This is a genomic window from Snodgrassella communis (assembly GCF_914768045.1).
Classification (GTDB): domain Bacteria; phylum Pseudomonadota; class Gammaproteobacteria; order Burkholderiales; family Neisseriaceae; genus Snodgrassella; species Snodgrassella communis.
In genome coordinates this window covers 14661-35429 of the sequence record NZ_CAJZCD010000008.1, presented here as the reverse complement: position 1 = coordinate 35429, position 20769 = coordinate 14661, and the positions used below count along the sequence as shown (strand labels likewise).

Here is a 20769-nt window from a genome sequence, read left to right as displayed (position 1 = left end):
AAAATATAGCGAAGATAACAAAATGATTATCAATAAAACTATTTATTATTCTTTATCTATTAATAAATAATCAATTTTAGAGGAAATGCACTATGTCTAAAACCAAAACCGTTTCAGAAGTACTGATTGATGTACTGACTACAGCCGGAGTAAGCAACTGCTATGGCATCATCGGGGATACCCTGAATTTTGTCGGCAAGGCCATCGAAAAAAGCAGTATTAACTGGGTACATACTCGTCATGAAGAAGCTGCTGCGTTTGCTGCCGGTGCTGAAGCCATGATTACCAATAAACTCACTGCCTGCGCCGGTTCATGTGGACCTGGTAGCCTGCATCTGATTAACGGGCTGTACGAATCCAATCGCAACAATGCGCCTGTAATTGTCATTGCCAGCCAACTGGCTGCCACATCAATGGGTACTGGCTTTCCTCAGGAAGTAGACTTTCTCAAAGTTTATCAGGATACCAGCGTATTCTGTCAAATGGTTACCCAACCACAGGAAGCTCAGCGCATTTTCACTCAGGCAGCACAGGCAGCTATTAACAAACGTGGCGTAGCCGTTGTTATCCTGCCCAGTGACATCAGCAAAATGGAAGTGGTCGAACAACCGATAAAAATCTGGCACCCGCAGCCAGTTACCCGCCCGAATGATAGTGAAATCGAAGAGCTGGTCAAGACCATCAATCAAGGCAATAGAATCACCATTTATGCCGGTTATGGTAGCAAAGATGCACATGACGAAGTGATTGCGCTAGCGGAAAAACTTAAGGCACCCGTTGTACACACCTCCCGTGCCAAAGACAGTATTGCTTGGGAAAATCCCTATCAGGTAGGCATGACTGGCATGTTTGGCACCAAAGCTGGCTATGAAGCAGTTAAAAACTGCGACACCTTATTATTACTCGGCTGTAGTTTTGCATGGACAGAATTCTATCCTGAAAACGCCAATATCATTCAGATTGATCACGATGCTACTCAGCTAGGTTTACGTCATCCAATCAATTTAGGGCTGGTTGGCGATATTAAAACTACCCTGCAAACTGTTCTACCCAAAATTCAGCCACGTAGCGACAGCAGTTTTCTGGATCACCATACCGCTTTGTTTACCAAAATCATGGATAAATATGAAGCTCATGCCACCCCAGACGACAAACATCCAATTCATCCGCAACAATTAATCGAGTTAATAGATAAACATGCCGACGATAATGCACTGATTACCGCTGACGTTGGTACACCTATGTTGTGGGGTTCGCGCTACCTGACCATGAATGGCAAGCGGCGCTTTCTTACCAGTTTGAAACATGGCACCATGGCAAACGGTATGCCTCAGGCTTATGGATTGCAGAAAGCCTTCCCGGCACGGCAGGTAATTTCTTTATCTGGAGATGGTGGTTTAGCTATGCTGATGGGTGATTTACTTACCGCCAAACAGGAAAATCTGCCGATTAAAATAGTTGTTTTCAACAACAGCTCCCTTAATTTTGTTGAACAGGAACAAAAAGGCGAAGGATTGGTAGAAGTATTTGTTGATCTTAAAAATGGCGATTTTAAAACCATTGCCGAAGGCTGTGGTTTCAGCGCCCAGAGTGTCAGCAAATCTTCCGAACTGGAAACAGCAGTACAAACCTTTCTGGCACACAAAGGGCCGGCTCTGCTAGATGTGGTAATCAGCGACAAAGAACTGATTATGCCACCAGCAATCAGCTATGAAAATGTGAAAAACATGGTTTGGTATGGATCCAAAGCCATACTTGAAGGCAAAGGCAAAGATGTGATCGATATGATAAAGAATAATATCTGAACTTACTGAACACAGGCTTACTGCTCAGATTCAAGCATAGCAGTGAGCCTTATTTATGGCTGTAAATCTGAAAATACTGCTGCATAACGCCCATATCAATACCAGCAATCTGGCACACATATTCAATCCGGCTGCCGGCTCACACTGGTATTTATCAATATAAAGAAACGAAACAGTATTAATTTCAAATAGATTGGCAATGATATATTGGAATTCTAAATATCAAATTAAGCCATATTCAAATTAGCATTTGCTATCACTGAAAATATCAGCAAAAGATTGATTGTCCATAACCTTACTCAGTTTATGTTTCAGTATGGCAGACATATTAGAAAATAAACAATCTCCCATGCTGATTCGTTTAACACCTAATTCTTTGAGCTTTTCGAAATAAGGTAGATCAGGCATAGCCATAATATTAATAGGTAACTGGGACTTATCTACCAAAAATTTAATATCCGCTTCGTGCGATAAACAGGGGATAAAAATTCCATCGGCACCAGCTTTGGTATAAAGCTCAATCCGTTTTCGGGTTTCATCCAGCTTATTCGGAACATTTAATACATAAGTATCTGTTCGGATATTCAGAAAAATATTTAGATCAGCTTCATTAAGCTTGTTGTTAACTTCATAAAGGATATTAGCAAAGCGTTTACCGTCAACTAGTATTCGCTCTGCGTTCACAATACTATCCTCAAGATTAATTCCAGCAATACCATAAGTTGCAAGCTTCTTAATATTATTGACTATTTCTGCCGAAGTTCTGCCATACCCTGCTTCCATATCAACTGAAAGGGGTAAAAATGTATTGCCTGCAATTTTTTGTATCACATAGCACAACTCTTCAAATTGTATTTTCTCTCCATCGTCGTAGCCAAGCATAGACGCAATTGCTGCACTAGAGGTGCCAATAGCCTGAAAACCTAGTTTTTCAGCTATCTTCGCACTATTTACATCCCAAACATTGCATAGTATTAAAGGATAAGAATTTTTATGTAACCGATTAAATGTCATCATGAAGCCTAAAAAGTTATTAATGACATTAATAATAGAACCAATAAATTAAATACAACAACCTAAGAATTGACAAGTAATTTTATTAAAATATTAATAAAATTACAACTTTGATTATTAAACATTATTTATTGAAAGCAAATAAGACAAACAAAACATTCAAACTAGTACAAATATACATCAGAGCCATTTTCAAGATCATTCAAAAAAGCACTTTAAATACAAAATTTTATCTATATAAATATTGCTGAATAAAATAAATAATTTCAGATAAAAGACATGCAAGCAATTCTGAATTATTCCACTGCCTAGCAGTTAGCAATTAGCCTCAACTTGAAAAAAGACCACTATTGTATTTTTAACAACACCTTATTTAAAATTAATAAATATTAGAATCAGATAGTTAATTATTCATACTAATTAATCCTTTTCAATTAAAATAATTTAAAGTATTGTTATTTCCTAACTTCTATTCCACATGAATAAAAGTTAGCTGTCATTAGTGATTCCGAATAGCCAGACATTTGCGGCAATACGGGAAAACTTCTGGCACTAAAATTAATATGGTCATTCAATGCTGTAATAAACTACCCTGCGATTGAAACAACTTCAATAGCTGGGTAGTTTTCGTCTGGTATGATTAATATCTAAGTACAGCAGATTCAGCCAGATTATGACCAGATAAAATATGGCAGCATTATTGGTTGTTACAAATGCCGAACAGCTTGCTTCATTTTCCGATACCATGCACGTTGAGCTCGCCTGTTCGGCATACCTTCAGCGCCATACTGCCATTCTATATACTGAGCCAGTAAAGCAGCCAGATTATCATTAAGTAAACCATGCTCAGCCAGAATAGCCTGTAGCTCCAGCGGTCCAATGGCAGATAACTCCGATGCCTCGCCTTCTATAACAGCTTGCTTGAGCAGATTGATACCATCGATCAATGGCTGCGTCTGCACATTTCCCTGTCTGCGCAGCCAGATTACCAGTGGCAGCGCAGTAAGCATAATCACCATTGCAATTAGCAGTAACAATACAGGTCTGGGCATATCTTTCAACTTAAACCAGTCCAGTAGTGAATTCTGGCTACCAGTATCGTAGTTAACTACCCATTGCTGCCAGTAAAACTGGCCATTATCCAGATATTTTTGTATTAATGGATAAGACGAAGACAAACCGGCTCGTTGATCTGCCGGCAAAGCATTTTCTACCCCGTTTTGTACCCTTACTGATGCAACAGCACTGGTTGGGTCTACCCGCTGCCATATACCTTTTTCTGCAATCCAGATTTCAGTCCAAGCATGAGCATCCTTACTGCGAATCTGCCAGAACTTCCCATCAGGATGATATTCTCCCCCCTGATAGCCAATCACAATCCGTGCCGGCACGCCTACCGCTCGCGCCAGCCAAACCGTCGCATCTGCATAATCTTCACAAAAACCTTCCTGACTATTAAATAAAAAAAAGTCGGTTTTATTCAGAGATTCATGACTGCGCTTTGGAGTGAGCGTATATTGAAAACCGCCTTTACGAAAATAGGCCATTATATGGCGGATAAACTCCTCACTGCTGCCAGATTCCTTAGCCAGTTGCTGCGCCAGCCGACGGGTTTCAGGATTAAGTCCGGCCGGTAGTTGAGTATAGTAATTCAACAGCTCCTGATCCATTTGCTGACGCAAATTCGGCACCAGCTGAGAATATAAATGCACACGGCGTAAGCCTTCTCGGCTTTTATTCACCCGCACCACATTTCCTACCCGCCGTTGTAAATCAGACTGGCTGTCTGGCAACGGCTGATCCAGTGCCGGTATGCGGCCATGGTCGTCCTGAATAATCAGCTGATAGCCTACCAGCTTACTATCAGAGCGTTTTGATAAAACAGCCCTGTCTGGCAACTGCAAAGTATCTTCATCAGTATACTGTTCCTTCACAGCATGCCACTGTCCGCCCTGATTGTTGCCCATTACCATCACACGCCAGTACAAATCAGCATTGCGGGGAATCACATTATTATCAAAAGTAACATTAAACGCCAGTGCATTACTCGGAATCAGATTACTGATAGTACCAGGGTCAAGTGTATCTGATAACCCAGTTATGGCAGACTGCTGTGGCTGCGGGATACCCCATAATGGTGTCGCTTTGCGTGGCACCACCATAAACAAAATCACCGTTAGCGGAAAAGACAGAACCAGAATCAGCGCACCCTGACGCAGAGCGGTAGCCGGCTTGATGCCGGCCAGTAAGCCCAGCGAAGAAATCAGACAGAATAAAGCCATAATCAGCCACGGTGCCATCCATATGCTTTGATTAAACAGCAGACCGCCACCCATTAAAATTAGCTGTGCCAGTAACAGTATCTGCCAGTCGCGCAGAGTTTCGCCCTCAAAAGCCTTAAGCACAATCATCAGCATCAGCAACGCAACACTCGCATCGCGGCCTATAATTGTGCCAATACGAAAATATACCCACACAGCAGTAGCTACCAGCAATAGTACCAGTGCCCACAGGGGCAGCTTTTTAATATTGGTGAAAAGCAGGGCTGCACGCACAATCCACAACACAGCAAATGCCGCACCCACGCTCAGTGGCAAATCAAATAATAGAGGCAAAGCCACCCAGGCCAGCATCAACAATAAAATAAACTGCGTGCGTACTGGGGGAGATTTGCGTAAAAAAACCGGATCAGCGAGCCACATCACCATCTACCCAAAGCATTCAGACATCGTGTTCGTTGTGCAGTAGCAGCCTCATAACGCTGCCGCGGTAATTCCAGTATATATTTTTCCCCACTGGCATCTGCTGCCAGAACGCGACTACACATCATACTGGCCATTTGTTCCACACTGGTTCCTTGTGGATAATCACGATAGGAAATCAGCAATGGCTGTACCTGCGTACTACCCTGCTCAAAATATTTATCCAGTAAATCACCTGTTCTGGCATAATGTTTCCAAGCAATCTGTCGCGGTGAAGTGGTATTCTGATGTGGCAACAAATAAGCCGGATCCTGACCACTTAAACTGATTTGTGTACCGTGCTCATCACTACTGGTTCTTGCCATCGGAATATTGTGCTCAATTGGTTCGGGAAAAATCACAATCTCATCAGTAAATTCCCAATATGTTTTAATCATCAGCAATCCAAACGGAGCCATGCTGGCTCCTGCCAGTATCAGCGGCGGCAGAACACCACGCCGTTGTGGTGGCAATGTCCAGACAAAATCAGTGTTTTCTGGTGTAATCGTCCATAACTGCCAGTCGCTGGCGGTACCAGTTATTTCCTGTGCTGTTTGCAGCCACAACCAGCGCGTGCGTTTACAACCATCACAGGCATGTAAAGTCAGCGCACAATTTTCGCCAGCAAAATATTCCTGCTGCGGCACAATGGACAGTATCAGACCAGTAAGCTGCCGTATACCGGCAAGCGCACCAAACAATAATATGCCCAATAACCAGAATACCAACGCATAGGCCACATTTACCTGATAATTAACTGCCATTATCCATAACAGAATACAGGCAATCGCCAGCCCCCAGCCCAAGCGCGTCAGATTAATGCGCACATTACGAACCTGTAAAGCAGTATGCCCATCAATAGGCGTGGGTGCCGGCACCTCAAACCACTGCAACATAATCCAGCATCTCGGTAAGCAGCGTACTGCTTCTGGTTTGGCTTTGTAAGGTTTGCAGACGATGCGCAGCCACAGCCACCCATACAGCTTTCACATCTTCCGGCACCACATGTGCCCGCCCATGCACCCATGCATGAGCTTTGGCCGCCTGCACAACAGCCAGTCCAGCGCGCGGACTCAGACCAATAGCAAATGTACCCGGATTACGCGTGGCTGCCACCAGACGATAAACATAATCTGCCGCTGTTGCCGATAAATTTACCTTAGCAACTTCCGCCTGCCACTGTTGCAATATTTCCCCATTACAAACAGCCTTAAGCCGCGGCACAAACTGGCGACGCCCGCCTGAAAGATAAAGCTGCTTTTCTTCTTTTTCTGCCGGATAGCCAATACTCAGACACATCATAAAACGATCCAGCTGCGATTCAGGTAAAGGATATGTACCCAGCTGTTCAGTCGGATTCTGAGTAGCCACAACCAGAAACGGGTTTGGCAATGCATAGGTTTTACCGTCTACAGATACCTGTCTTTCCTCCATCGCTTCCAGTAAAGCCGATTGCAGCTTAGGCGAAGCTCGGTTAATCTCATCTGCGAGTAAAAAAGAATTAAAAACAGGCCCAGGATGAAAAATAAATTCACTTGTTTTCGGCTGAAAAACACTTACACCCAGTAAATCAGCAGGCAGCATATCGTTGGTAAACTGTACTCGCTGATAATTTAGTCCTAATACTGCGGCCAGCGCGTGAGCAAGCGTGGTTTTGCCTACGCCGGGCACATCTTCAAGCAGAACATGTCCGCGTGCCAACACACAGGTAACAATCTGTATCAATAATTGTTGCTTACCCAGAATCAGCGCATTAAGCTGCTTGAAAATCGGTTCAAGTTTTGGATTCATGTTTTAACGCAAATGAGAATAAAAAATCCGGCAGCATCATCAGGTACGGACAAACTGCGGTAACAATTAATAATTAACTTCACAACAGCTCAGATTTACAAATACCAAATAATGGCAAATTGCTAACCTGATTTAACATTATGCATGATTTTACGCCTATTAATCAATGCGAACATACTCTACTGCTAGTATTTCAATGTTTTCCACACCATCAGGACCATGTAAACGCACTTCATCGCCCTCATGAGCCTTCAGCAAAGCTCGTGCCAACGGTGATACCCAAGAGATTTTATTACGGCCAGTATCAATTTCATCTGTACCCACAATACGCACAGTCTGTTGCTGACCATTGGCGCGCAAAATAGTTACAGTTGCACTAAAAAATATCTGATCACAGGCTTCACGCGCCTCCGGATCTATCACCTGCGCAGCTTCGAGACGTTTGGTTAAAAAACGAATCCGGCGATCAATTTCACGCAATCTGCGCTTACCATACAGATAGTCACCATTTTCACTGCGGTCGCCATTACCGGCAGCCCAGTTCACTACATTCACTATTTCCGGACGCTCCTTATTAACCAGCTGATAAAGTTCGTCCTGCAAAGCCTGATGGCCAGCAGGGGTAATGTAATTGGGTGCGCTCTGAGGTGGCACATTAGCCATAGCGTGTCTCCATAATTGATAAAGCAGGCTGTCTGAACATACAGACAGCCTGCTTGATTGATAGTAAGCTCAGCGATTATTTACGCTGTGCGTCCACCGCAGCCAAAGCTACCATATTGACAATACGGCGTACAGAAGCCATTGGTGTAACAATATGCACAGCTTCATTCATACCCATCAGAATCGGGCCAATAGTGACACCGTTAGAAGCGGTACGCAATAGATTGTAGCTGATGTTGGCAGCCTCTAGATTTGGCATCACCAGCAGATTAGCAGCACCTTTGAGCTCGCAGTCTGGCATCAGTTTCTGGCGCAGTTTTTCGTCCAGAGCCAGATCACCCTGCATTTCACCATCAACATTCAGCTCAGGGTCAGCAGCTTTAATCAATTTCAGTGCTTGCTGCATTTTGCTACTGCTCGGCTGATTCAGTGAACCAAAGTTAGAATTAGACAGCAAAGCAACTTTAGGCTCAATACCGAAACGTTTCATTTCATCAACACACATCAGCGTATTGGCAGCAATCTGTTCGGCAGTGGGTTCTGGATTAACATAAGTATCAGCAATGAACATATTACCTGAAGTCATAATCAAGGCATTCATAGCACAGGCGTTCTGCTCAGGATTATTGTAGCCAATTACTTCTTCCAGAATATTGAAATGGTCATGGAAGCGGCCTACTGTACCACATAGCAGCGCATCCGCACTGCCCATGCGTACCAGCATAGCACCAATCAGAGTAGAGTTACTGATCATGCGGCGGCGTGCCATTTCCTCGGTTACACCATGGCGTTTACGCAACTGATAATAAGCCTGCCAGTACTCACGGAAGCGTGGATCATCCTGATTATTAACGATTTCAAAATCTTTGCCCGGCTGAATAGTCAGCCCCAGTTGTTTTGAACGCGCTTCAATTACTGCCGGACGGCCAATAAGAATCGGGAAAGCCAGTTTGTGGTTAACAATGTGCTGAGTAGCATGCAGAACACGCTCATCTTCACCTTCACATAACACCACACGTTTAAGCTCTTTCTTGGCCTCAGAAAATACCGGCTTCATAAACAGACTGGATTTATAGACAAACTGACTCAGTTTTTCTACATAAGCATCCATGTCATCAATCGGACGGGTAGCCACACCAGAATCCATAGCAGCTTTAGCTACAGCAGGAGCCACCACCGCAATCAGACGAGGGTCAAATGGCTTCGGAATCAGATACTCACGTCCAAAAGACAGCTCGGCATTACCATAAGCAGCCGATACTTCATCACTCAGCTCGGCCTTAGCCAGTTCTGCAATGGCATGCACACAAGCCAGCTTCATCTGCTCATTAATAGTAGTGGCACCTACATCCAGCGCACCACGGAAAATAAACGGGAAGCACAATACATTATTTACCTGATTCGGAAAATCAGAACGGCCGGTACCGATTACAGCATCTGGTCGGGCAGCCTTGGCTTCCGGCGGCCAGATTTCCGGTGTTGGATTGGCCATAGCCAGAATAATCGGATCTTTGGCCATAGTTTTGAGCATATCCACACTCAATACATTCGGACCAGACAAGCCCAGGAAAATATCTTTGCCATGAACAGCATCAGCAAGATTACGCTGGCCATTATCCGCAATGGCAAACAGTTTTTTCGATTCCACCATGTTTTCTTCACGATTCTGATAAATCACACCTTTCGAATCGCACACAGTGATATTTTCACGCTTCATGCCCAGCGCAACCAGCAGCTCCAGACAGGCAATAGCCGCTGCACCTGCGCCAGAACATACCAATTTAACCTGACTGATGTCTTTGCCGACAACCTCAAGACCATTTTTAATCGCAGCGGCAGTGATAATAGCCGTACCATGCTGGTCATCATGAAATACTGGAATATTGCAGCGTTCGCGCAGCTTCTTCTCAATATAAAAACATTCAGGTGCTTTAATGTCTTCTAGATTAATACCGCCAAATGTCGGCTCCAGAGAAGCAATAATATCTACCAGCTTGTCTGGATCAGTTTCATTCACCTCGATATCGAATACATCAATACCGCCGAATTTCTTAAACAGTACACCCTTACCTTCCATTACCGGCTTACCGGCCAGTGCACCAATATTGCCCAGCCCCAATACCGCCGTACCGTTTGAAATCACAGCCACCAGATTACCACGTGCTGTATATTTGTATGCATTCAAAGGATCACGGTGAATCTCCATACATGGTGCAGCCACACCCGGCGAATAAGCCAGTGACAAATCGTATTGAGTAGCCAGAGGCTTGGTCGGCGTAACCTGAATTTTTCCGGGACGGGGTTCTTCGTGAAAATGCAATGCTGCTTCTTTGATTAATTCATCCATATCTGTTCTCAGTCTTAGGTTTTTCAACACCAATAAGCTGTTCGTGAAAGAGCGCGCTATAAAGTTATTTTCATCTGAGCAATTTAATAAACAAGGCCAAGATAAAAGTGATTCACATTATAGCGTTATTTAACAAAATCATGCACCGCTTTATTACCATAATAATCAATTGCCATTAATTATAGTTGCATCAATTAACTCTTTTTACCAGCATGTAAAATATATCAATATTTCGTCATACCAAAACTGCATATTTGGGCACCTCTGCCAGCATATCAGTTACGATTAGCCAAAATCACTTATTCTGATTAACTCATCAAATTTCAGGACAGATTTTCAATATTTCGGCGAGCAAAATCTACCGCCATACTGATAGCAGCTTTGGCTTGCGGGCTATTTTTCCAGCAACTGCTGCCAACCAAACTGGCTGCCTGCTCAGTAATATCCTGCGGATTTGCCTGTGCCAGTTTCGCCAACGAATCAATACCCATTTGCTCCAGACGCAAAATCATCTTTTCTCCAACCCCTTTTACCGTCAACAACCCCGGCTTTTTCAGTTGCATTAAATGCCATCTAGCCTCCGTCTGCTTACTGATAATTCATCTGAAAATAGAAAAATTTAGTATAAATCAAACCGGCAAAGTAAAACTAGCCAAAAGTAATCCAATTTATCTGATATTAGCCTGATAATTAGCAACAAAAAAGAGCGAGTATTTAACTCGCTCTTATACTAATTAACACCTAAAACCATTGTCCGAAGCGGCGAATATACCAGCGTTTCACTATCTGAGTAACAACGCAGTAGCAGCCCAGTGTGAGTACCAGCCACGGAAAATATTGCCATGGTAGTGCAGTCAGGCCAATCCAGTTGCTTATCGGTGAAAACGGAATACAAATTCCAATTGCCATAATCAACCCTGTCATCAGCAATACCGGCAATGCAGCAGTGCTTTGCACAAACGGAATTTTGCGCGTACGCAACATATGCACCACCAGCGTTTGTGACAGCAATCCTTCCACAAACCAGCCGGAATGAAACAGATTCTGTACTTCTGGCGCATTGGCATGGAATACAAACCACATCAGTGCAAAAGTGCTGATATCAAAAATTGAGGAAATCGGGCCGATAAACAACATAAAACGGCTAATATTGGAAACATCCCATTTGCGTGGTTTACGCAAAAATTCCTCATCCATTTTGTCCCACGGCAGCGACAGCTGAGAAAAATCATATAACAGATTCTGAATCAGCAACTGAATTGCCAACATAGGCAAAAATGGCAAAAAGGCACTGGCAAACAATACTGAAAATACATTGCCAAAATTAGAGCTGGCCGTCATATTCAGATATTTAATGATATTACCAAAAGTTTCGCGTCCTTTAATCACGCCCTCTTCCAGCACCATCAGACTTTTTTCCAGCAAAATAATATCGGCGGATTCCTTAGCAATATCAGTGGCCGTATCCACAGAAATACCGACATCAGCATCGCGTAAAGCGGGCGCATCATTAATACCATCACCCAGAAAACCCACTGTATGCCCGTTTTCCTGCAACAGGCGAATAATGCGTGATTTCTGCAACGGTGTTAACTTGGCAAATACAGTGTGCTGTTTTAGTAATGGTTTCAGTGCCTCATCACTCAACCCTTCGATATCATTGCCTAGCAAAGGCTGTCCGGCTTCAATACCTACTTCATGACAGATTTTGCGCGTTACAATCGCATTGTCACCGGTCAGCACTTTCACAGCCACACCATTTTCACTTAAAGCAGCAATGGCCTGAGCTGCACTGTCTTTTGGAGGATCAAGGAAAGTCAGAAAGCCAAACAAAGTCAGCTCCGTTTCATCTGCCACTGCATACTGTGCTTTCTGTGCTTCCGGAGCAATATACTTTTTACCAATCGCCAGTACGCGGAAACCTTCCTTATTGTAACTTTCAGCCAGTGCCAGCAACTGTTCACGCCGTGCTGTATCCAGCGGCAGATATTGTCCCTGTTCATACACACAGCTGGAAATTGACAGCATTTCTTCAACCGCACCTTTGCAAATCAGCACATGGCGCTGTTCCTCATCCCGCAGCACAACAGATAAACGCCGGCGTACAAAATCAAACGGCAGCTCATCTATCTTACGATAACCACCCTCATTGATAACCGCACTGTTTTCCGGTTCCTGAGCAAAGCGCACAATCGCCTTGTCCATCAGATTTTTCATGCCACTCTGATAAGAACTGTTCAGCCATGCCAGCTGCAAAACTTCATTATCATTATTGCCATTGATATCAGTGTAGTGCTCCAGAATAATCTTATCCTGCGTCAATGTGCCGGTTTTATCGGTACACAACACATCCATAGAACCGAAATTCTGGATAGCACTCAGGCGTTTTACCACCACCTTACGCCGCGCCATTGCCATTGCACCCTTGGCCAGATTGGCACTTACAATCATCGGCAGCATTTCCGGCGTCAGCCCTACCGCTACAGCCAGAGCAAACAAGGCCGCATCACCCCAGTCCCCCTTAGTAAAGCCATTAATCAGCAGCACTACCGGCACCAGAATCAGCATAAAGCGAATCAGCAAATGGCTGACACTGTTCACACCACGGTCAAAAGCAGTTTGGCTGCGTGTACCGACAATTGATTTGGCCAGCGAACCAAAATAAGTATCTCCGCCTGTAGCCACCACCACTGCTTTAGCCGTACCACTGACAATATTGGTACCCATAAAGCAGATATTTTCAGCATCCAGCGGATTGGCAGATAATGGTTGCGACTGTTGAGCGGCTGCGTTTGCATTTACACCAATAGTATCTGATTTTTCTACCGGAATGGATTCACCGGTAAGTACCGCCTGACTGATAAACAAATCGCGGGATTCAATCAGGCGCACATCAGCCGGAACCATATCGCCGGCAGATAGCAAAATAATATCGCCCGGTACCACTTCCTTAATCGGTACCTCAAGCTGTACAGCACTAATATCCTGATGACTGCGACGCAATACCGTAGCAGTAGTGCTAATCATCGATTTCAGCGCCTGAGCGGCCTTATTAGAACGATATTCCTGCCAGAAGCTGAGCAAACCACTAAGCAGAACCATCACCACAATAATACTGATTCCACTCAAACTGGTTTCTTCACCATTGTGCAAAGGAATCAGATAATCAGTAAAAAAGCTTACCAAGGCCAGCGCCAGCAACACAAAAATAAAAGGATTTTTAAACGCCAGCAACAATTGCAGCCACGCAGAAGGTGCTTTATCGTGCACCACATCATTGCTGCCAAAACTAGCCAGCCGTTCCTTAACATCGTGCTCGGTCAAACCACTTAAACTGGTATGCAAATTAGACAGTGTCCCGTCAAGACTATTGCGTGATTCCTGCACAGCCTTGATTACCACTGATTGAGAAATGATTTTTTTTAATTTTTTCATAGACAGTACCTCACCGACCATGCTGTTTCCCGGTCGGCAGATACTGTTAACCCGGAAACATCAACGGCCTTGTTGCAGTTGTGTTATCAATAAAATAAACGGTCGACTCGAATCTTCTTCCATTGTTTTATTCCCGGTTAAATAGTCCGAAGCTCAATGCATAACATTCAGCTCACCTATACTGAAATCACTATCCTCAGCCTTTATTCAACTGGCAAAATAGCAAAAAGACAGCCATATTTCAGCAAGATAGCGTTTATACGTGACAATGATGCTAGCGTCAATTAAATTTACCCTAGATGGAGTAAAAAACAATATTCACTGCCATTTATTCACATTAATCAGACAAAATTAAAAATAAGCTTATTCAATAAGCATAAGATATAATTATGCCAATAGATTAAAATAAAATTGTAATTAAAACAGACTGCTTTGCACAGCATACAGATAATCATGTAAAGGTTTAGGAATACCATAAGCAGCCAGATTATCCGGCAGCACCCATTCTCCCATTACCTCATTAGATTTTATCGGTTGCCCACCAACCTGCGCGGCAAATGGCACAATACATAACTGGCGGTGAGTTAAACGGTGACTGATTTCAGCGCCTTCGCTCAAATCTTCAGCAGTCAGGCCAAAATGTGTTGCCAACTTATACAAAGCAGCCAGACTGTCCACACAGGGCACACACCACAAACTGCCCCAAATCCCTTTAGCTGGACGCTTGTGTAAAAACACAGCACCATCACGATTACGCAATACCAGCCAGAACAGCGACAGATCTTTTACTATTACCGCTGTTTTCTTGCGTGGTAATTCAGTGATACGGTTTTGTGCCAGCGCCAGACAAATATCATTCATCGGACATACAGAACATACCGGCTTACTGCGCTTGCATACCGTAGCGCCCATATCCATCAAACCCTGAATATAGGCTGGCATATCAGCAGCATCCTGCGGCAGCAAAGCATCAGCAATACACCAGAGCTTCTCTTCAAATTTTTTATTGGCAATATCACCATCCAGCGCCAACAACCGGCACAACACCCGCTTCACATTGCCATCTAGAATCGTCTCACGTGCATCAAAACAGAATGCCGCAATTGCCGCTGCCGTACTGCGCCCTACCCCGCACAACGTTTGTAATTCAATCCGGCTACGCGGAAATTTGCCGGCAAATTCAGATACCACCTGTTTAGCCGCCTTATGCAGATTGCGCGCACGGCTGTAATAGCCCAGCCCCTGCCACAAGCCCATTACCTCATCTTCATCGGCAGCAGCCAGCGCCTGCACGTTTGGAAAAGCAGCCACAAACCGCGGATAATAATCCAACACTGTCGCAACCTGTGTTTGCTGCAACATAATTTCCGACAGCCACACCAGATACGGCTCACGCGTCTGCCACGGCAAACCATGCCGGCCATGCTGCCGCTGCCATTTGACTAAACGGAGAGCAAATTCAGGCATGAGTGTGACTTGTTCATTCATAACGGATTAATCTAGAAATAACCAAATTGATAGCAAAGATATCTGACAGCCACAGATAAAAAGCTAATATTGGTGACGATGGCCATAAAACAAGCAACAAATTTTGCAAAACCAGATTTACTCCATATCCATTCCAGATAATATCAACGTTATTTTCTATCAAATTACTTACAATACAGAATAAAAACTAATATCTGATATAAAGAATAATACTATTCTTTATTTCAACTACTCACATATCTGGCAAGCTTCCTGATTACCATTTTCACAGCTTTTCTTGAGCAACTCCATGGCGATACGCCTATTTGGCTTTACACCAGTACCATTTAAATACATTACCCCTAAAGTAAATTGGGCATTAGCATCCTCCTGCTTTGCAGCCAGCTGGTAATATTCAACGGCTTTTGCATAGTCCTGTACTACCCCATTGCCATTTTCATACATATTACCTAAATTATATTGGGCAGAACTATCTCCCTGATCAGCTGCCAGCAAATAGTATTCATGTGCCTTAATATAATCCTGTCTTACACCTTTCCCAGTGTCATACAAATATCCCAAATTAGCTTGAGCCGCAGCCTCTCCCTGATCAGCCGCTAATTGAAAATACTCAGCAGCCTTTTCATAATTCTGTTTGCTTGCTGAGCCTTCGAAATACATTAGTCCAAGATTATATAATGCAGTGGCCAGCCCATCTTCAGCAGCCTGATGAAAACACTGGAATGCCTTTTGATAATCCTGTTTAATGCCCTTACCGTTATATAACATCAGTCCTAAATTATAAATGGCATATGAATAGCCCTGTTTGGCTGCCAATTGATAATATTTCACAGCTTTGGCATAATCCTGTTGCGTAATCAAACCATTTTCATAAATAACACCAAGATTATATTGTGCAATAATATTGCCTTGTTCGGCCGCTAACTGATAGTAACGCAGAGCTTTTTTATAATTCTGTTTTATACCATAGCCATATCTATAATATACCCCGAGATTAAACTGTGCGGTTACATTACCTTGTGCAGCAGCAAGATGAAAATATTTTGCAGCCTGTTCATAATCCTGCTTTACGCCTAATCCATCACTGTATATAAGCCCCAGATTAGTTAAAGCATCACTACATCCCTGATTAGCTGCTAGCTGATAATATTTTATTGCCTGAGCAAAATCCTGTGCTGTGCCTGTACCATTATGGTAGATTAGTCCTAATTGATATTGCGCATCAGCATTTCCCTGTTCAGCAGCAAGGTAATAATAATGCATTGCTTTATCATAACTTTGTTCTATTCCTTCACCCTGATAGAACATCATCCCTAAAATATATTGAGAAGTAATTTCACCCTGCTCAGCTGCCAACTGAAAATAATTAAAAGCTTTTATATAGTCTCGTTTTACACCTTCACCCATGTAATACATCAATCCTAAAGAATACTGGGCTTTAGCTTCATTCTGGGCAACCGCTAGCTGAAAATATTTTAGCGCTTCAAAATAATCTTGCTTTACCCCATTGCCATTCTTGTACAACAACCCAAGACTACATTGAGCCGAAGCATTGCCCTGCTTAGCTGCCTGAATAAAAAAATCCTTTGCTTTAACATAGTCCTGTTGCACACCATCGCCATTTTGATACATAACGCCCAGCGCAAATTGTGCATTAACATTTCCCTGTCTGGCTGCCATACTGAAATATCTGGCAGCTTTCTTACAATCCTGAGATACCTCTTCACCTGCGTAAAAAATGATACCTAAACGAAACTGAGAATCTGCATCACCCCGTTGTGCCTGTATTTCAGCATACTCTAACTCACTACAACCATGTTCTTTTTCTTCTAAAGCATCTTCCTCCTTAGTCTCAAAAATATTTTGTTTTACTGAGCGTTTTTCATTAGAAAGTTGCAAAAAAGGAATATATCTTGACAAGGTCAGCATAAATTGAATTAACTTTTCTTTCATCAATTACCCCCTTCAATACAAATAAATTATCTATAGATAATATTAAAAACCATACCAACATATATAGTTAACCATGATAATTAGCTTAATTAATATTAGAATTAATCAACACAATTGCCAAAGCTAAAATCTTTTCAAACCCATTATAATTACGAAAAAACGTAGTAACTTTACCATTTTCATTATTTAAGAACAAATAATTATGAAACAAATAAAGACAGTTATACTGCGCTGAATATTCCATTTATAAAAAAATCCAACCAGCAATAGCTATTGCTGAATCAATTAAATTAAGACTTCACCGCCGGTAAATTTTTATTGCCAATCAGACCCAAGTTTGCCCTATTTCAGCTTAACCATCCAAACCAGCCAAATAAAACCACATTAAGCTAAGCCAAAATTCTGCAATATGCTTAAACGCAAATAAAACTGCACATTTACACTATAACAAAATCCAAACAAACTGCTCTTTTGTACTTAACATCTATGATTGATAATTATTTTCTCATGATTAATCAGCCATTGTTTGCGTGCCAATCCACCACCATAGCCAGTTAACTGGCCATTAGAACCGATTACTCTGTGGCATGGAATAATGATGGCGACACGATTAAAGCCATTGGCACGAGCAACAGCCCTAACTGCTTTAGAATTATTCAGCTTTTCTGCCTGTTGTTTGTAAGTAGTGACTTCGCCATAAGGTATTGTTCTCAAACAATCCCAGACAGCCTGCTGAAAATGCGTTCCGGGGGTATGCAATTGAACAGTGAAGATTGTTCTTTTACCCGCAAAGTATTCATTTATTTCAACCCTGGCCTGTAAAATGTGATTATTTTCACCAAAGATAATTACGCCATTAAGCAGATTTTGTAACTGCCTGAACTCTGTTTCCAGCATACGACGGTCAACAAATTCCAATAAGCATATACCCTGCTCTGTTGCGCATATGAACATAGGGCCAATGGGCGTGGTTAAACGATTGATCAGAATAAGATTGTCATTTGAATAGTTAGATGGTGCTTTTTTGACAATCTTTTTGTAGGTATAAGCAAAGCCACTCAATGATTCATATCCGTTATCAAAAGCCGTATCCATTATTGTTTTGCCCGTTTTCAATTCCTGATAAGCCTGATTAATTCGGTACATTCTTTGATAAGCCTGAAAGGTAATACCATAATTTTTTTTAAACCAGCGGCGAACAATTTCCGGGCTGATTTGATGCTCTCTTAACAGCGCATCAGATATTCTTATCTTTGGATTTTCAGTACTGATTCTTATTGCATCAATCACCTGTTTGGGTGCTTCATTAGCATTCTCTGTTGGCCGGCAGACTTTACAGGGTCTGTAGCCAGCATCGAGAGCATCTTTAATCGTTCGAAAAAATTCGGTATTTTCAAATTTTGGCTTTTTCGCTCTGCATGTAGATATACAAAATATTGAAGTAGTTTTAACACCAACGTAAAAGATACCGACATAGCTTGGATCTTTTGCAAGTAAAGCTCGGTAGTATTTCTGGATTTCGATTCTATCTGTAACTGGCATCATTGACCTACCCACTTTATTTTTGGTTATCCTGATTCGTTTGTTTTACACGAATTCAGCATATAAAAGAATATTAAAAAACTATTTGCAACGATGACAACCGAAAAATAGATAACTATTTTTATTATTGAAACCACAACCCATAATTTGTTTAACTTGTTCATTCCAGATACAATGTAATGGAAAAAATTTAAACCAATACTGCAAAAAATGAGTAATGAGAATACAGAAGTAAAAAAATCAGATAAATTTTTAAATACCCAACAGGCAGCAAAAAAGGGAGACGTAAATGCACAATTTATTCTGGGTGCTATGTATGAGGATGGTGAGGAAATAGCACAAGATTACTCAGAAGCATATAAATACTATAAACTCGCAGCAAAACAGGGAAATATTGATGCACAAATCAGTTTAGGTCTTTTATACGAACATGGTTCCGGTGTAACAAAGAATTATACAAAAGCAATTGAGTGTTATTCAGTTGCAGCAAAACAAGGGGCAGCCACCGCTCAGTATTTTTTAGGCAATATGTATTGCTTTGGAAGAGGGGTGAAACAAGATCTTATTAAAGGTATTGAATATTATCAGTTAGCTGCACAACAGGGCTACGATGATGCACAATTCAGTTTAGGATGCATGTATCGCTCTGGTAAAGGTGTTGTACAGGATTTAGCTAAAGCCGCTTACTATTATCAACAGGCTGCTGTACAGGGTAACCTTGCTGCGCAATACAATTTAGGGCTGATGTATTACAATGGTCATGGCGTTATACAGAGTAATATCAGTGCCTATCAATATTTTTCGCTTGCTGCAGCACAAAAAGATGCGACTGCCGAGTATAAACTAGGTGTAATGTATGAAAACGGTTTAGGTGTAAAAAAAGATTTTTTAAAAGCCATTGATTATTATTTGCTGGCTGCCAAGCATAAAAACGCAGATGCTCAGTTTAAGCTGGGATGTATATATTCTGAAGGTAATAACGTAAAACAGAATTTTAAAGTAGCACGGGATTATTTCCATTCTGCTGCCAGACAAGGATATGTGGCCGCACAAAATGAGTTAGGAATTATCTATGCTATGGGAAATGGTGTGCAACAGAATTACATAAAAGCGGCACGTTACTTTCATCTGGCTGCAAAACAGGGACTTGCTGAGGCACTGTTTAATTTGGGCTTACTGTATGCCAATGGAAATGGCGTGAAAAAAAATAAGCGTATTGCCAGAGAACTTTTAAGAAAAAGCTGCACCAATGGTGAGCCGGAAGTAATTAAACTTTACCAACGACTAAAATAAAAATGATGAAAAAATAAGACTAAAATATTCAGATTGTTAAACTAAATGAATATTACCCTAATAGCTTAGACTACTAAACAGCTAAAATTCAAAACAACTACTAATATTAATCTGATAAAAAGCAATCAATCTAATTCTCCATAAGCAGATTCTTGTTTTATTTCCATCATCACCAATACCAGTTACTTATCTGAATCAATCAAGTATTTATTTTAATGACTACATTATATCAAATTCCTGAAACTAGCTTAGCTCCTAATCCTATTTTCTGGATAATCCATACGTCATATAAAATTCCCAGCAAAAACCGAAACCAGTTTCAGTAAACCAATCTGCTTACCCAGCAATAAAATCAAATAAACACTTCAAAACCATTCACATATTTACTTGGCACAAATTCAATCACCTCATATTCAGCAATCTGATGAATATAAAACGGGTCTTCCTGCAATATGGCCTCAGCAGCCTCCTTATTACTGGCGCGACATAGAATCACGCCACCGACACGCGGCACTTGCCGGCCGGATGCAATAAAATGGCCGGCATCATAGTGATCTTGCAAATAAGCAATATGAGCAAGTAAATATTTCTCTACTTCTTCTATCGGTTGCCGATAGGTTAACTTAAAAATAAACATAGTATTCTCCTTAATCAACTCTTATAAGCCATAAAATATACCGATTTAAACAGTGCAGTT

14 protein-coding genes are annotated in these 20769 nt (G+C 42.0%); 2 read left to right on the top strand and 12 right to left on the bottom strand.

What is annotated here, in order from left to right; translation table 11 throughout:
- Window positions 1–92: 92 nt before the first annotated feature.
- Window positions 93–1805, top strand: coding sequence for a thiamine pyrophosphate-dependent enzyme (locus MJ761_RS08425; RefSeq protein WP_093091408.1), 1713 nt, complete (start codon window positions 93–95; stop codon window positions 1803–1805).
- Between the two features lie 243 nt (window positions 1806–2048).
- On the opposite strand, the gene MJ761_RS08420 is transcribed toward MJ761_RS08425, so the two are convergent.
- The 11 genes from MJ761_RS08420 to MJ761_RS08370 form a co-directional block, all read right to left on the bottom strand.
- Complete coding sequence (locus MJ761_RS08420; protein WP_218060198.1) at window positions 2049–2822, bottom strand: isocitrate lyase/PEP mutase family protein; 774 nt, start codon at window positions 2820–2822, stop codon at window positions 2049–2051.
- Window positions 2823–3526: 704 nt separating this feature from the next.
- On the bottom strand, window positions 3527–5521 hold the full coding sequence (locus tag MJ761_RS08415; RefSeq protein ID WP_218060197.1) for a transglutaminase TgpA family protein: 1995 nt from the start codon (window positions 5519–5521) through the stop codon (window positions 3527–3529).
- A complete protein-coding gene (locus tag MJ761_RS08410; RefSeq protein ID WP_093091401.1) occupies window positions 5521–6456 on the bottom strand; it encodes a DUF58 domain-containing protein in 936 nt (311 codons plus the stop codon). The genes MJ761_RS08415 and MJ761_RS08410 overlap by 1 nt, the downstream gene beginning before the upstream one ends.
- Entirely contained in the window at window positions 6440–7351 is a 912-nt protein-coding gene (locus MJ761_RS08405) for an AAA family ATPase (RefSeq protein WP_093091398.1), read from the bottom strand. Before MJ761_RS08405 ends, MJ761_RS08410 begins: the two co-directional genes overlap by 17 nt.
- A 159-nt stretch (window positions 7352–7510) precedes the next feature.
- Window positions 7511–8014, bottom strand: coding sequence for a transcription elongation factor GreB (greB, locus tag MJ761_RS08400; protein ID WP_093091396.1), 504 nt, complete (start codon window positions 8012–8014; stop codon window positions 7511–7513).
- 76 nt (window positions 8015–8090) lie between these two features.
- Window positions 8091–10361: an NADP-dependent malic enzyme gene (locus MJ761_RS08395; RefSeq protein ID WP_093091394.1), complete on the bottom strand. Its 2271-nt coding sequence runs from the start codon at window positions 10359–10361 to the stop codon at window positions 8091–8093.
- 323 nt (window positions 10362–10684) lie between these two features.
- The gene (locus MJ761_RS08390) at window positions 10685–10924 is read right to left on the bottom strand and encodes a helix-hairpin-helix domain-containing protein (protein ID WP_093091392.1); all 240 of its coding nucleotides are present in this window, start codon (window positions 10922–10924) and stop codon (window positions 10685–10687) included.
- Between the two features lie 178 nt (window positions 10925–11102).
- Entirely contained in the window at window positions 11103–13796 is a 2694-nt protein-coding gene (gene mgtA, locus MJ761_RS08385) for a magnesium-translocating P-type ATPase (RefSeq protein ID WP_093091719.1), read from the bottom strand.
- Window positions 13797–14213: 417 nt separating this feature from the next.
- Window positions 14214–15284, bottom strand: a complete 1071-nt coding sequence (gene mutY, locus MJ761_RS08380) for an A/G-specific adenine glycosylase (RefSeq protein ID WP_093091390.1) — start codon at window positions 15282–15284, stop codon at window positions 14214–14216.
- Between the two features lie 228 nt (window positions 15285–15512).
- Window positions 15513–17237, bottom strand: coding sequence for an SEL1-like repeat protein (locus MJ761_RS08375; protein ID WP_093091388.1), 1725 nt, complete (start codon window positions 17235–17237; stop codon window positions 15513–15515).
- 477 nt (window positions 17238–17714) lie between these two features.
- On the bottom strand, window positions 17715–18782 hold the full coding sequence (locus MJ761_RS08370; RefSeq protein WP_239392904.1) for a bifunctional transcriptional activator/DNA repair enzyme AdaA: 1068 nt from the start codon (window positions 18780–18782) through the stop codon (window positions 17715–17717).
- Between the two features lie 207 nt (window positions 18783–18989).
- On the opposite strand from MJ761_RS08370, the gene MJ761_RS08365 reads away from it, so the two are divergent.
- The gene (locus tag MJ761_RS08365) at window positions 18990–20072 is read left to right on the top strand and encodes a tetratricopeptide repeat protein (RefSeq protein WP_093091386.1); all 1083 of its coding nucleotides are present in this window, start codon (window positions 18990–18992) and stop codon (window positions 20070–20072) included.
- 352 nt (window positions 20073–20424) lie between these two features.
- Here MJ761_RS08365 and MJ761_RS08360 read toward each other — a convergent pair whose 3' ends face one another.
- Window positions 20425–20709, bottom strand: a complete 285-nt coding sequence (locus MJ761_RS08360) for a YciI family protein (protein WP_093091384.1) — start codon at window positions 20707–20709, stop codon at window positions 20425–20427.
- Between the last annotated feature and the right edge of the window lie 60 nt (window positions 20710–20769).